Origin of the sequence: Caballeronia sp. AZ7_KS35 (assembly GCF_023631045.1) — a bacterium.
In the GTDB taxonomy this organism is placed as follows: Bacteria; Pseudomonadota; Gammaproteobacteria; order Burkholderiales; family Burkholderiaceae; genus Caballeronia; species Caballeronia zhejiangensis.
In genome coordinates, this window is record NZ_JALQDV010000001.1 from 22,152 (window position 1) to 35,315 (window position 13,164).

General features: G+C 66.3%; 12 protein-coding genes. 6 read left to right on the forward strand and 6 right to left on the reverse strand.

What is annotated here, in order from left to right:
• Nucleotides 1-112 precede the first annotated feature (112 nt).
• Nucleotides 113-1,039 carry a LysR family transcriptional regulator gene (locus NCT05_RS00115; protein WP_008352602.1) on the forward strand — a complete coding sequence of 309 codons (927 nt, stop codon included), beginning with the start codon at nt 113-115 and terminating at the stop codon, nt 1,037-1,039.
• 78 nt (nt 1,040-1,117) lie between these two features.
• Here NCT05_RS00115 and NCT05_RS00120 read toward each other — a convergent pair whose 3' ends face one another.
• Nucleotides 1,118-2,713, reverse strand: a complete 1,596-nt coding sequence (locus tag NCT05_RS00120; protein WP_250501554.1) for an OmpA family protein — start codon at nt 2,711-2,713, stop codon at nt 1,118-1,120.
• Nucleotides 2,714-3,071: 358 nt separating this feature from the next.
• Between NCT05_RS00120 and NCT05_RS00125 the strand changes: the two genes are divergently transcribed.
• Nucleotides 3,072-4,778 carry an isovaleryl-CoA dehydrogenase gene (locus NCT05_RS00125; protein WP_250501555.1) on the forward strand — a complete coding sequence of 569 codons (1,707 nt, stop codon included), beginning with the start codon at nt 3,072-3,074 and terminating at the stop codon, nt 4,776-4,778.
• Between the two features lie 7 nt (nt 4,779-4,785).
• Here the strand turns inward: NCT05_RS00125 and NCT05_RS00130 are convergent, their stop codons facing one another.
• The 5 genes from NCT05_RS00130 to fliE all read right to left on the reverse strand — a co-directional run bounded on the left by NCT05_RS00130 (nt 4,786) and on the right by fliE (nt 7,862).
• Nucleotides 4,786-5,100, reverse strand: coding sequence for an EscU/YscU/HrcU family type III secretion system export apparatus switch protein (locus NCT05_RS00130; RefSeq protein WP_008352596.1), 315 nt, complete (start codon nt 5,098-5,100; stop codon nt 4,786-4,788).
• Complete coding sequence (gene fliK / locus NCT05_RS00135; RefSeq protein ID WP_008352594.1) at nt 5,097-6,413, reverse strand: flagellar hook-length control protein FliK; 1,317 nt, start codon at nt 6,411-6,413, stop codon at nt 5,097-5,099. Before fliK ends, NCT05_RS00130 begins: the two co-directional genes overlap by 4 nt.
• Nucleotides 6,414-6,466: 53 nt before the next feature.
• Entirely contained in the window at nt 6,467-6,796 is a 330-nt protein-coding gene (locus NCT05_RS00140; RefSeq protein WP_033536661.1) for a flagellar protein FliT, read from the reverse strand.
• Between the two features lie 29 nt (nt 6,797-6,825).
• Entirely contained in the window at nt 6,826-7,245 is a 420-nt protein-coding gene (gene fliS, locus NCT05_RS00145) for a flagellar export chaperone FliS (RefSeq protein ID WP_033536660.1), read from the reverse strand.
• 242 nt (nt 7,246-7,487) lie between these two features.
• The gene (gene fliE, locus NCT05_RS00150) at nt 7,488-7,862 is read right to left on the reverse strand and encodes a flagellar hook-basal body complex protein FliE (RefSeq protein ID WP_250501556.1); all 375 of its coding nucleotides are present in this window, start codon (nt 7,860-7,862) and stop codon (nt 7,488-7,490) included.
• Nucleotides 7,863-8,133: 271 nt separating this feature from the next.
• Between fliE and fliF the strand changes: the two genes are divergently transcribed.
• Genes fliF through fliI form a run of 4 tightly spaced genes read left to right on the forward strand, consistent with a single transcriptional unit; the run spans nt 8,134 to nt 13,099 of the window.
• Entirely contained in the window at nt 8,134-9,930 is a 1,797-nt protein-coding gene (gene fliF, locus NCT05_RS00155) for a flagellar basal-body MS-ring/collar protein FliF (RefSeq protein ID WP_250501557.1), read from the forward strand.
• Complete coding sequence (fliG, locus tag NCT05_RS00160; RefSeq protein ID WP_008352584.1) at nt 9,920-10,915, forward strand: flagellar motor switch protein FliG; 996 nt, start codon at nt 9,920-9,922, stop codon at nt 10,913-10,915. Before fliF ends, fliG begins: the two co-directional genes overlap by 11 nt.
• Nucleotides 10,908-11,582, forward strand: coding sequence for a flagellar assembly protein FliH (gene fliH, locus NCT05_RS00165; RefSeq protein ID WP_250501558.1), 675 nt, complete (start codon nt 10,908-10,910; stop codon nt 11,580-11,582). Before fliG ends, fliH begins: the two co-directional genes overlap by 8 nt.
• A complete protein-coding gene (gene fliI / locus NCT05_RS00170) occupies nt 11,576-13,099 on the forward strand; it encodes a flagellar protein export ATPase FliI (RefSeq protein WP_008352580.1) in 1,524 nt (507 codons plus the stop codon). Before fliH ends, fliI begins: the two co-directional genes overlap by 7 nt.
• The last annotated feature ends 65 nt before the right edge of the window (nt 13,100-13,164 follow it).

Below are 13,164 nucleotides of genomic sequence, written 5' to 3' on the forward strand. Positions count from 1 at the left end.
TGAAGGCGATTGATTAGGGTTATCCCGTAGGCTGAGTATATGGGCGCACCTTGCATAATAAAAATGACTTAACCTTATTCGAATCATTCCAAACTGGAATTCGGAGCCAACGATGGAATTGCGCGCCTTGCGGTACTTCATCGAAGTGGTGAAGCAGAAGAGCTTCACCGCTGCCGCCGAACACATGTTCGTGACGCAGCCGACCATCAGCAAGATGGTGAAGGCGCTGGAGGACGAGGTCGGCTCGCCGCTTCTTCTGCGCGAGGGGCGTCAGATGGTGCTGACCGACGCCGGCCAGATCGTCTATCAGCGCGGCGTCGAGGTGCTGGCGGCGCACGCGCGTCTGGAAGCGGAGTTGAACGATCTCGGCACGTTCGGGCGCGGCACGCTGACGATCGGTATTCCGCCGATGGGCGGATCGCTCTTCACGCCGGCCATCGCCGCGTTCCGTCGCCGTTATCCGAAAGTTGAGCTGAAGCTGTTCGAGCGCGGCTCGAAGGCGATCGAGGCGGCGCTCATCGACGGGGAGCTCGAACTGGGCGGCGTCTTGCAGCCGGTCGACACCGCGATGTTCGACGTCCTACCCGTGAGCCGGCAGATTCTCTGGCTCGTCGCGCCGAAGGGTTCGCGCTGGGACGACGCCCGCGAAGTCGCGCTCACCGATCTCGCCGCCGAACCGTTCGTGTTCTACGGCGAGAGCCTCGCGCTCAACGACGTCGTGCTCAACGCGTGCCGTGAGGCGGGTTTCGCGCCGACGATCGTCGGCCGCAGCGGGCATTGGGATTTCATGGCGGCGCTCGTGCAGGCAGGCATCGGCATCGCGCTGCTGCCCGCGCCGTACTGCCGGCGTCTCGACGCGAACGCGTTCACCTGCCGTCCGGTCGTCGCGCCCGAGATTCACTGGGACATGGCGCTCGGCTGGCGGCGCAACGGTTATCTGTCGCACGCGGCGCGCGCGTGGATCGAGGTCGCGCGGGAAATGCTGCCCGCGAATCTGGATCAGGATTTCATGGCCGATGGCTTTCCGCGAAACCGGTGACATCCACGCAAAAAAAACGCGCCGGCCCGCGATGAGCGGACCGGCGCGTCATTTACAGCGGCTCGCGCGATTCCCGAATCAGTTCAGTTCCTTGAATTCGATTCGCCGATTCGCCGCGCGGCCTTCGCGCGTGGCGTTGTCGCCGATCGGATGCGCGTCGCCGAAACCTTCCGCCGTCAGCGTGTCGGCCGGCACGCCACGCTGGCTCAGATACGAACGCACGGACCGCGCGCGCTTTTCCGACAAGTGGAGATTCACCGCCGGATTGCCCGAACTGTCCGTGTAGCCGCCGATCTGCAGCTTGATCGGCTTGCCGTTCGCGTCGCAATCCTTCAGCACCTTCGCGGATTCGGCGAGTTCGTTCAGCGCCGCGCGCGGCAACTCGTTTGACGCGAAGCCGAACTTGATCGGACGCAGATTCAGATTCTTCGCGACGTCGGCGGCACTGCAATTCGCGGCAGCGTCCGACGCGGCGAGCGTTTTTGCGGCGGCGGTCGTGTCGGTTGCGCCGATCGTCCAGCCGTCGCCGAAGAACGCCTTCAGCTTGTCCAGCCAGCCGAGCTTCGAATCGCCCGCGCGGCCGCTCAGGTCGATCTTGTCGCCAACCACGCGCACTTGCGCGCCCGGCAGCGTCATGACCGGGAGCAGGCCGTCGAGTTTCGCGATCCACGCGGCGGGCTTCGTGTCCGGATCGACCGCGATGTCCGCCTTAAACTTGTCCGCGCCGAGCTTCGCGGCGAGCGCGTCGAGCAGTTCGCGGCGTTCGTGCTCGTCGTGGACGGTGGCGGTCAGCGTCGGAACGCCGGATGCGTCGACGACGAAGGACATCGTTGCGTCCTTGGAAGGCAGCGCGGCCGGCGCAGACGCCTGATCGGCCGCGGCGGCCGTCGCGCCCGTTGCCGTCTCGGCGCTCGCGTCGGAAGCGGCGTCCGGCTTCGCGACGGGCGCGGCGTCTTCCGGCTTGTTGTCCGTCGAGCAGCCGCGACCGGCCAGAACCGCGAACATCGCGAGCGCGGCAGCGGATGCGATCCACCACCATTTCTTCCGGCCCGCGTCTTCCTTCACGGCGTGATCGGCGGCGGCGGGCGCTTCCTGCGGCTGCGCGAAGACGGCGGCTTCCTGCGTCGCCGGATGTTCCAGATGCGCCGACACCGCCTTCAGCCGCGATGCGACACCCGCGAGAAACGCGCCGACCGAACCGAGACCGAGCGCGTTGGCAAACGCGTCGGTCATGTTCGCGCGCACGACCGGCAACTGATGGCCGAGCAGCGTCGGAAGCTGGCTGGGATTGCCGTTGTGCTGCGTGAGATAGCGCTTGAGCACGCCGAAGAGCGTCGCGCCGACCACGCCGGTCAGCGTGCGCGTGGCGCTCGCCGCGACGCCCGTGTATTCGGCGATGCGCTCGGCGAGCAGATTGAGATTGTCGCGCGAGGCGATTTCGGCATCGGCTTTTTCGCTGCTGTCGACGAGCGTCTTGAAACCCTCGTCCTGCACGACGAAGTGCGGCAGTTCTTCGGCGATCAGCGCGTTGGTCGCCGGCGACATGATCGCCGCGAACAGATGACGCGCGCCTTCGAGCGACGACGCCTTGTTCGTCATCGCGCCGATCAGCGCCGGCCCGCACAGCGACACGACGCGCGGATTCCGGCGCGCAGCCGATGCGCCCGGCGACATGCTGCAACACGCTTTCGGTCAAAGCGCCCTGGACAAGTTGATTGAGGTTGATGCTCATTGAGAATGCTTCCGTGAAAGGCGTTACTGCAATCGCCGGAATTAGGCGTGCCGATTATAGGTTCGGGTTCCGGCGCGTCATCGGGGCGGGATTAACAATCGGATTTATCTCAGTGAGCGGCGCTTTAGGAGCGCGCATCAAAAATTCCCGATCGATCCCGAAAAGAACGGTGCCTCTACACGGCCGATCCGTGCGCGGCCTATGATTCCTGAATTCGAGATGACGCCCGGACGGCCGATCCGCCGAAAGCGCTGTTGCACGCGTCCGACAGCGACGAATCACCGCAGAAGGAGAGCGACGATGTCCGATCCCGCCGATCGCCCGTTCGGGCAAACCCACGACGTCACGAATCAGGCGTCGCCGCTCGTCGGCTATGACGCGTTCGCCTTCGATCCGGCGCTCGTCGCCGCCGTCGGACGCGAAGGCGCGCATTGGCATGTGCAGACGCTTTCGCGCGACGGGATGGCGCTGACGCAGCCGGACGTCGTCGCGCTGGCCGAGCTCGCCAACCGCCACGAGCCCGAACTCGCGACGCACAGTCCGCGCGGCGAGCGCATCGACGCCATCGAGTTTCATCCGGCGTGGCATGAACTGCTGCGGCGGCTGCGCCATGAGGGATTGCACGCGATGCCGTTCGAGCCGTCCGCGCGCGCCGGATCGATGGCCGCGCGCTGCGCCGGCTACTATCTGCACGGCCAGCTCGAATCGGGCTCGCTGTGCCCGATCACGATGACCTTCGCGGGCATCCCCGTTCTGCGCAACGAACCCGACCTGTTCGCGCGCGTTTCGCATGCGCTGCTTTCGCGCGAACACGATCCGCGCGACATTCCGCTCGAAGCCGGCAAGCATTCGATGATGATCGGCATGGGCATGACCGAGAAACAGGGCGGCTCCGACGTGCGCAGCAACCGCACGCGCGCGCACGCCATCGACAGAAACGGCGCGACGGGACGCGGAGGCGCTTATCGGCTGGTCGGTCACAAGTGGTTCTTCTCCGCGCCGCAATGCGACGCGCATCTCGTGCTCGCGCGCACCGCCGACGAAGGCGGCCTGTCGTGCTTCTACGTGCCGCGTTTCGCGCCGGACGGCCGCAAGAACGCGGTCCAGATCCAGCGCCTGAAGGACAAGCTCGGCAACCGCTCGAACGCGAGCAGCGAAGTGGAGTTTCTCGATGCTTACGGCGTGATGATCGGCGACGAGGGACGCGGCGTGCCGACCATCATCGAGATGGCGAATTTCACGCGGCTCGATTGCGTGATCGGCAGTGCGGCGCTGATGCGCGCGGCGCTCGTCCAGGCGATTCATCACGCGCGGCAGCGCAGCGCGTTCGGCGCGCATCTCGTCGATCAGCCGCTGATGCGCAACGTGCTCGCCGATCTCGCGCTCGAATCCGAAGCCGCGACGGTGCTATTCATGCGGCTCGCGGGCGCGTTCGAGCAGAGCGCCGCGCCAGGCGGAGCGCTCGCCGAACGCGCGTGGCGGCGCATCGTCACGCCCGCCGCGAAATTCTGGGTCTGCAAGCGCGCGCTCGAATTCACCGGCGAGGCGATGGAAGTCTGGGGCGGCAACGGCTATGTCGAAACCGGGCCGATGGCGCGTTTCTATCGCGAGGCGCCGGTCAATTCGATCTGGGAAGGCTCGGGCAACGTGATGTGCCTCGACGTCCTGCGCGCGTTCGAGCGCGAGCAGGACGCCGCGCACGCGCTCATCGACGACTGGAAGACGACGGCGGGCGCGCATCCGGCGCTGGCGGGCGCGCTGTCGTCGCTGATTGCGATGCTGACGGACGATCCGTCGATCCGGGAAGCGTCGGCCCGGCGCATCGCGCAGCAATTGACGTTGTGCGCGCAGGGCGTGCTGCTCGCGCGGCACGCGCCGCAGGATGTCGCCGATGCGTTCATCGAATCGCGTCTTGGCGACGCGCGCGGCGAAAACGGGCGCGTGTACGGCACGCTGCCCGGACGCTTCGATCACGCGGCGATCGTCACGCGGGCGTTCGCCGCCTGAGAAAGCGTCAGCGGATCGCCCGCCCCGCTTCCCTCAACGGCTCCTCGTTCTCCAGCCGATACACCCACGACAGCAATTCCGCGACCGCCTGATACAAGGCGGGCGGAATGTGCGCGTCGAGATCGACCTGCATCAGCAGCGACACCATTTCCGGCGATTCGTGCACGTACAGCCCCGCTTCCTTCGCGCGCTGCACGATCATGTCCGCGACGATGCCGTAGCCCTTCGCGACGACGCGCGGCGTCGCCTCGCGATTGCCCGCGTCGTAGGCGAGCGCCGTCGCCTGCCTGCGCGTGTACGGCGGATGATCCTGGCCGCTCATGTTTCACTCCCATCGCCGTGCGGCGGGTGGAACAGATGTTCGAGCGGCGAGCGCACCGGCTTTTTCGCGGCGGTCTTGTCGCCGGAAAGCGCGAGATCGGTCGTGCCGTCCATCGAACGCACGGACAGCGACGCGAGCGCGATGCCCGCCGCTTCGAGCTGACGCGCGAACGCGGCGCCGTCGGCGGCGAGACGGCGCGCGCCCGCGTCGCCCGCCTTGATGCGCGTGACGAGCTTGTCCCCCGACAGCACCAGTTCGGCGTCGACGGTGCCGAGCGCGGGCAGCGACAGCGTGATGCGCGTGCGCCAGGCGCGTTCGTCGGCGGCGTCGTCGGAAGCGCGCTGATCGCGCGGTTCGCGGGCGACTTCCCACTCGAAGCGCGTGCCGGGCCACGCCTCGCCCTGCCAGCGGAATTGCTCGTTCGCGAGCACGTCGAGTTGCTGACGCACGACATTGAGCGTCGCCGGATGGATGCCCGCCGCGAGCGACGCCTGCAGCGCAGATTCGTGCCGGCTCGGTTGCGCCGTCTGCGCGTTGGCGCCGTTCGCGGTTCCGTTCTGCGAATTCGAGAGCTCGGACGGCGACGCATCGCGCACCGACGCCGCGAGCGCGGCCGCCTGCTGCGGCGTCTGCGGCGTCGCGATCGGGCGGCCGTGGAAATCGGGCAGATCGGGCGCGAGCTGCGGCGCGCGGGCATCGTCGAGGCCGGTGTCGGCCGGCGTGACGGCGTTGGCGAGCTCGAACGGCAGGGACATCGAACGGGCATCGACGCGCGCCTGCGGTTCGTTGCCGAGCGACGCCGCGCTGCGCTGGCCCGCGAGCCATTGCACCAGATGCGATTCGTAGAAAAGCCCGCTTTCGCCGACGGTCCTTGCGAGCGCCGTCGCCAGCGCGGCGGCGGGCAGCGGCGGCAGATTCTGCGTCGCGGCGCGCGCGGCCGCCACGGCGGCGGCATTGGAGGAGAAAGCGGTATCGAAGAGGCCGGTCGTGAGCGCGGCGAAGGCGCTCGCGGGGCGCGGCGGCGTCGGCCAGAGCGGGGCGTCGCCAGTCAGCGCGGGCGTCGCGCCGCCGAAGCGCGAAATCACGTCGAGCGTGCGCGCGACGCTGGAAAGCTCGGTTTGCGCCGACGCCGCCGGTCCCGCCGCCACGGCGGGCGCGCCGACGGTCTGCGGCATGTCCGGCTGCGTCGTCTGCCCGACGCTCGTGCCCGTCACGCCGCTGCCGCTCACGCCGCCCGGCGCGCGAATCGCGGACATCAGGAGCTCGGTGCGGCTGGCGAGCAACGATGCGATCGCAGAATCGAGTCCAGTCATGCCCACATCCTCGTAAGCGCCGGCCGGATCGTCCGGCTGGCGCGGAACCGCGGCTAGCGCAGTCCGATCATTTTCTTCAGTACGCGGGCCGGGCTGTTGACCGTGAAGAGCGCGGACAGGCGCGCGAGACTCGGCGAGGTCAGATCGCGGATCGCGGCGTCGTCGGCGAGAATCTTCTTCACGAGGTCCAGCTTGCGTGCGCGGGCGGTTTCGTCGAGATCCGAACCGGTATCGACTTCCTTCAGCCGGTCGACCAGCTCGCGATAGGTGCCCTGCAACGCCTTCAGCTCGCTCCATTCGCCACCGCGCGCGGCCACCAGCATCTGACCGGAAACCGCCGCAATGGCCTCGTAGTGGGCGAAATATTCTTGTGTCGTCTTCATTCTTTCGAGGCAGTCGACGCTCATACCCGTCATGCGGGCACGGCGGTCATTTGCGCCACTTCCTGTCCAATTCCGACCCAGGCTTCTTCCAGCGTCGCGAGCAGGCCGTCGACTTCGACGAGCATCGACTCGTTCTGCTTGATGTTCGCCTCGAGCAGCCGGCGCGTCATATACGTGTACAGCGCGTCCAGCCGTTGCGCGATCTCGCCGCCCGCATCCTTGTTGAGCGCCTGCTGCAATCCGCTCTCGATGATGCTGATGGCCTTGCCGATCGCCGCGCCGCGCGCGCCGACGTTGTTCTGCTGCAGATGCATGCGCGCCTGCGCGATCGCCTGACGCGCGCCTTGATACAGCATCACGATCAGCCTGTGCGGGCTCGCTCCGATCACCCCTGTCTGAACGCCCACGCGTGCGTAGGCGCTGGCTCCTGCGTGTCCTGGGGAATACATCTCTCGGGTTCTCCTTATGCGATGCCGCAGCGTGCGCGGGCTTCAAGCGGACGCCGTGCCGCTCGTCCTGATCCGTGTGGGTCCGGTAAAACCGGTGAGAGACGAGCGTGCCGCCCGCCTCAAGCGGGCGAACCATCGTTCGCCGTGCCGTTACCGGGGTTATCGGAAAAACGCGGCAAAGCTTTAGGACTCAAGGCTCTAGAGCAATCGCGAGGATCGAGGGACGGATCGTGCGAAGACCGTCAGACGGAGATCTGCATGATGTCGTTGTAGGCCGACACGAGCTTGTTGCGCACCTGCAGGCCGAACTGCAGGCCGACGTTCGCCTTCTGCATGTCGACCATCACGTCGTTGAGCGACACGTTCGGCGCGCCGATTTCGAATGCGTGCGCCTCGCCGAGTGCCTTGTTCTGGTTGTCGCTGATGTTGTCGATGGACGATTTCAGCGCGTCGGCGAAGCTGCCGGCGCTCGCCGCGCCCGATGTCCCGCTCTGCCCCATGACGGCGCCCAACGCGACGGACGCGGCGTTTGCGGCGCCGGTGCCGCCGGCGGCTTGCGACGCCATCGACTGAATGGCCGACATAGCCGAGGAAAGCGGATTGATCGGAAAGTTCATGTTGACTCCGGATGACAGGAAATAACGGGTGCCGCTCGTGGCGGAGACCCGATGCCCGGCCCGCATTTGCGGAGGTTCGCCGAGTACGAAAAAGATTAGCAGCCGGCGGTTTTTCAAAGCGCGGGAAGAACGGGGAAAACCCCGCTCTATTCGCCGAATCGACTTGCAATCTTCTGCGGATAATCCCCATCGTGAAAAGTCCTCCACCGCCGCTTACATGGAAGCGGGAAGCGGCGGAGGGGAACCTCAGGATTCGGAGCTTCGACGCTAAATGGAAACGCCCAACAACTCACTCATCACGCCCGACGCCAGAATGGGCCTGGCGGGCGCACAGCCGGGCGCAGCCGGAACGGCCACCGCGGGCGCGAGCCTCGCGGGCGGCGCGGGAGCCGACTTCGGCGGCTTCGCGCAGCGCATGCCGATGCTTAACCAGTTCCGCTCGAATCCGCGCGTGCCGCTCATCGTGGCCGTCGCGATTCTGGTGATGGTGGTCGCGGGCCTCGTCATGTGGTCGCGCCAGCCGGACTATCGCGTGCTCTTTTCCAATCTGTCCGACCGGGACGGCGGCGCAATCGTTGCCGCGCTCCAGCAGGGCAACATTCCGTACAAGCTCTCCGACGGCGGCGGCGCCATTCTCGTGCCGGCCGAGCAGGTGCACGAAACGCGTCTGCGTCTCGCGAGCCAGGGCTTGCCGAAGGCCGGCTCGGTCGGCTTCGAGCTGATAGACAACCAGAAGTTCGGCATCAGCCAGTTCGCCGAGCAGGTCAACTATCAGCGCGCGCTGGAAGGCGAGCTGGAGCGCACGATCGGCTCGATTTCGTCGGTGAAGTCGGCGCGCGTGCATCTGGCGATTCCGAAGCCTTCCGTCTTCGTGCGCGACAAGGAACTGCCGACCGCCTCCGTGATGGTCAATCTGTACCCCGGCCGCGTGCTCGACGAAGGCCAGGTGGTGGCGATCACGCACATGGTGGCGTCCGGCGTCGCGGACATGCCGGTCAAGAACGTGAACATCGTCGATCAGGAGGGCAACCTGCTGACGAGCCAGAACGCCGCGAACGGCCTCGACGCATCGCAACTGAAGTATGTGCAGCAGATCGAGCACAACACGCAAAAGCGCATCGACGCGATCCTCGCGCCGCTCTTCGGCGCCGGCAACGCGCGTTCGCAGGTCAGCGCCGACATCGACTTCTCGAAGCTCGAGCAAACCGCCGAAAGCTACGGCCCGAACGGCAACCCGCAGAACACGGCGATCCGCAGCCAGCAGTCGAGCGAGTCGAGCGAATCCGGCGGCAGCAGCATCGGCGGCGTGCCGGGCGCGCTGTCGAACCAGCCGCCGCAGCCGGCATCCGCGCCGGTCGACGCAGCGGCATCGGGCGCGGCGGGCGCATCGGCGAAAACGGGTCCGCAGAATCAGCGCAAGGACACGACGACGAACTACGAAGTCGATCGCACCGTGCGTCACTACGAGCAGGCGACGGGGGGGATCAAGCGTCTGTCGGTGGCGGTGGTCGTGAACTACGAGAAGAAGGTCGATGCGAAGGGCAACGTCACGATGACGCCGCTTGCCGCCGACAAACTCGCGCAGGTCCAGCAGCTCGTGAAGGACGCGATGGGCTTCGACGACAAGCGCGGCGACTCGGTGAACGTCGTGAACAGCGCGTTCTCCGCTGATCTGAACGCGACGCCCGACGTGCCGTGGTGGAAGACGCCGGAATCGATCGGCATGGGCATTCAGGCGGCGAAGTATCTGGGCATCGGCATCGTCGGTCTGTTCCTGTACTTCAGCATGGTGAAGCCGGCGATGAAGCGCGCCTTCCCGCCGCCGCCCGAAGCCGCGCCGACGCTCGCCGTACCGGACGAACTCTCGCTGCTCGACGGCCCGTCGCTCGACGGCGGCGGCACGGCGAAGCTGGAAGACGAAGACAAGGATGCCGAGGTGAGTCTCCTCGGTCATGAAAGCAAGAAAGCCAAATTCGACCGCAATCTCGACTACGCGCGCATGGTCGCGCGTCAGGATCCGAGAATCGTTGCGACGGTCGTAAAGAACTGGGTGTCCGATGAACGCTGAAGGCCTGAATAAAGCCGCTCTCCTCCTGATGTCGATCGGCGAGGAAGAAGCCGCCGAAGTTTTCAAGTATCTCGCCCCGCGCGAGGTGCAGAAGATCGGCGCGACGATGGCGGCCCTGAAAAACGTGACGCGCGAGCAGCTCGACAACGTGCTGACCGAATTCGTGAGCGAAGCCGAGCAGCACACGGCGCTTTCGCTGGATTCGAGCGAGTACATCCGCTCCGTGCTGACGAAGGCGCTCGGCGAAACCAAGGCCGGCGCGCTGATCGACCGTATCCTGCAGGGCAGCGATACGAGCGGCATCGAAGGCCTGAAGTGGATGGACTCGGGCGCGGTCGCGGAACTCATCAAGAACGAGCATCCGCAGATCATCGCGACGATCCTCGTTCACCTGGACCGCGATCAGGCGTCGGAAATCGTGTCGCTGTTGTCCGACCGCCTGCGCAACGACGTGCTCCTGCGCATCGCGACGCTCGACGGCATCCAGCCCGCCGCGCTGCGCGAACTCGACGACGTGCTGACGACGCTGCTCTCCGGCAGCGACAACCTGAAGCGCGCGCCGATGGGCGGCATCCGCACGGCGGCCGAGATTCTCAACTTCATGTCGAGCAATCACGAAGAAGGCGTCATCGCGAACGTGCGCGAATACGACGCCGAGCTCGCGCAGAAGATCATCGACCAAATGTTCGTGTTCGAGAACCTGCTCGATCTGGAAGACCGCGCGATCCAGCTTCTGCTGAAGGAAGTGGAATCGGAAACGCTGATCGTGTCGCTCAAGGGCGCGCAGCCGGCGCTGCGCCAGAAGTTCCTGTCGAACATGTCGCAGCGCGCGGCCGAACTGCTCGCCGAAGACCTCGATTCGCGCGGTCCGGTGCGCGTGTCGGAAGTCGAGCAGCAGCAGCGCAAGATTCTGCAGATCGTCCGCAATCTCGCGGAAAACGGTCAGATCCAGTTAGGCGGCAAGGCCGAGGACGCATATGTCTAACACCCGCGCGCAAAAGGCTCCGGTCTCGGCGTATCAGCGCTGGGAAATGGCGTCGTTCGATCCCGTCGAGATCAAGGTCGACAACAGCGCGGCGGAACAGGCCGCGCTCGAAGCGCACCTGCGCCGCGTCGAGGACGACGCGTATCAGCAAGGTCTCGCGAAGGGGCACGTCGCGGGGCAGGCGCTTGGGTATCAGGCGGGTTACGAGCAAGGTCAGGCGAAGGGTTTCGAGGACGGCCGCAAGGAAGCGCTCGCGCAGGCCGCGCGTCTCGCCGAGATCGCCGATGCGTTCAAGACCGCCCTGCAAGCCGCCGATGCGGCCATCGCGGAATCGCTCGCGGAACTCGCGGTCGATATCGCGCAGCAGGTCGTGCGCCAGCATCTCGCACTCGATCCGACGGCGCTCGTCGCCGTGGCGCGCGAAGTCATCGCGTCCGAGCCGGAGTTGTGCGGCGCGCCGACGCTCATCGTCAATCCGGCCGACCTGGCTATCGTCGATGCGTATCTGAAGGACGAACTCGAAGCCGCCGGCTGGACCGTGCGGCCCGATCCGGAAGTCGAGCGCGGCGGCTGCAAGGCGCACGCCGCAACCGGTGAAATCGATGCGACCAACGTGTCGCGCTGGGAGCGCGTCGTGGCCGCGTTGGGGAGAAGCAAGCCGTGGTGAATCAACGGATCACGCAGGACGGTCTGAGCGAACTCGAACAGGAACTCGCGCGCGCGTCGTTCGGCCCGCTCGCCGAAGAGCGCGCGGAAGACGAATCGCCCGACGAACTCGCCGCGCGCACCATCGCCGAACTGGCCGGTATCGCGGGCAATCCGCACATCGACACGTGGCGCGACAAGCTCGACGCGCTGCGCTCGCGCAATGCGATCGCGAAGCCGCTGCGTCCGTGCGGACGTCTCACGCGCGCCGCCGGTCTCGTGCTCGAAGCGGTCGGCCTGAAGATGGGCGTCGGCTCCGAATGCATCATCGAGCTGCCGCCGGGCAGCGCGATTCCGACCGCCGAAGCCGAAGTCGTCGGTTTCGCGGGCGACAAGCTCTTTCTCATGCCGACGACCGAAGTCGCCGGCCTGTTGCCGGGCGCGCGCGTCTATCCGCTGGAAAGCGCGCCGATCAACGATCCGATGGCGGGCGCGAAGCGTCTGCCGGTCGGCTGGGAAATGCTCGGCCGCGTGGTCGACGCGTCCGGCCGTCCGCTCGACGGGCTCGGCCCGCTCGGCGCCAAGGTCGATGCGCCGCTGGCGGGTCCGGTCATCAATCCGCTGAATCGCGAGCCGATCCACAAGGTGCTCGACGTCGGCGTGCGCGCGATCAACTCGCTGCTGACGGTCGGACGCGGCCAGCGCATGGGCCTGTTCGCGGGTTCGGGCGTCGGCAAGTCGGTTCTGCTCGGCACGATGGCGCGCTACACGAGCGCGGAAGTCATCGTGATCGGGCTGATCGGCGAACGTGGCCGCGAAGTGAAGGAATTCATCGAGCAGATTCTGGGCGAGGACGGACTCGCGCGCTCGGTCGTCGTGGCCGCGCCTGCCGACGTGTCGCCGGTGCTGCGGATGCAGGCCGCCGCGTACACGACCTCGCTCGCCGAATACTTCCGCGATCAGGGCAAGCACGTCCTGATGCTGATGGATTCGCTCACGCGTTACGCGATGGCCCAGCGCGAGATCGCGCTCGCCATCGGCGAGCCGCCCGCGACCAAAGGCTATCCGCCGTCGGTGTTCGCGAAGCTGCCGGCGCTCGTCGAGCGCACCGGCAATGGTCCCGAAGGCGGCGGCTCGATCACGGCGTTCTACACCGTGCTCACCGAAGGCGACGATCAGCAGGATCCGATCGCCGACTCGGCGCGCGCGATTCTGGACGGCCATATCGTGCTGAACCGCTCGCTCGCGGAAGCCGGGCACTACCCGGCGATCGACATCGAGCAGTCGATCAGCCGCGTGATGACGTCGATCATCGACGACAAGCACCTCGAACGCGTGCGTCTCTTCAAGCAGATGCTGTCGCGCTATCAGCGCAACAAGGATCTCATCAACGTGGGCGCGTATTCGAGCGGACGCGACCAGTTGCTCGACCGCGCCATCGCGCTGTATCCGCGCATGGAGTCGTTTTTGCAGCAAGGCTTTCGCGAAGAGGCGCCGTTCGAGCCGAGCATCGCGATGTTGAATCAACTGTTCGAATAGTTTTCGACTAGTATCCGAAGCATTCGTCACAAGAAAGCACAAAGACCTTACGGGACCGCCACGCC

What these genes read in the sequence shown, in the direction of transcription:
- NCT05_RS00115 (WP_008352602.1), top strand. Translation starts at nt 113, where the DNA reads ATGGAATTGCGCGCCTTGCGGTACTTCATCGAAGTGGTGAAGCAGAAG.
- NCT05_RS00120 (WP_250501554.1), bottom strand. Translation starts at nt 2,713, where the DNA reads ATGTCGCCGGGCGCATCGGCTGCGCGCCGGAATCCGCGCGTCGTGTCG.
- NCT05_RS00125 (WP_250501555.1), top strand. Translation starts at nt 3,072, where the DNA reads ATGTCCGATCCCGCCGATCGCCCGTTCGGGCAAACCCACGACGTCACG.
- NCT05_RS00130 (WP_008352596.1), bottom strand. Translation starts at nt 5,100, where the DNA reads ATGAGCGGCCAGGATCATCCGCCGTACACGCGCAGGCAGGCGACGGCG.
- fliK (WP_008352594.1), bottom strand. Translation starts at nt 6,413, where the DNA reads ATGACTGGACTCGATTCTGCGATCGCATCGTTGCTCGCCAGCCGCACC.
- NCT05_RS00140 (WP_033536661.1), bottom strand. Translation starts at nt 6,796, where the DNA reads ATGAAGACGACACAAGAATATTTCGCCCACTACGAGGCCATTGCGGCG.
- fliS (WP_033536660.1), bottom strand. Translation starts at nt 7,245, where the DNA reads ATGTATTCCCCAGGACACGCAGGAGCCAGCGCCTACGCACGCGTGGGC.
- fliE (WP_250501556.1), bottom strand. Translation starts at nt 7,862, where the DNA reads ATGAACTTTCCGATCAATCCGCTTTCCTCGGCTATGTCGGCCATTCAG.
- fliF (WP_250501557.1), top strand. Translation starts at nt 8,134, where the DNA reads ATGGAAACGCCCAACAACTCACTCATCACGCCCGACGCCAGAATGGGC.
- fliG (WP_008352584.1), top strand. Translation starts at nt 9,920, where the DNA reads ATGAACGCTGAAGGCCTGAATAAAGCCGCTCTCCTCCTGATGTCGATC.
- fliH (WP_250501558.1), top strand. Translation starts at nt 10,908, where the DNA reads ATGTCTAACACCCGCGCGCAAAAGGCTCCGGTCTCGGCGTATCAGCGC.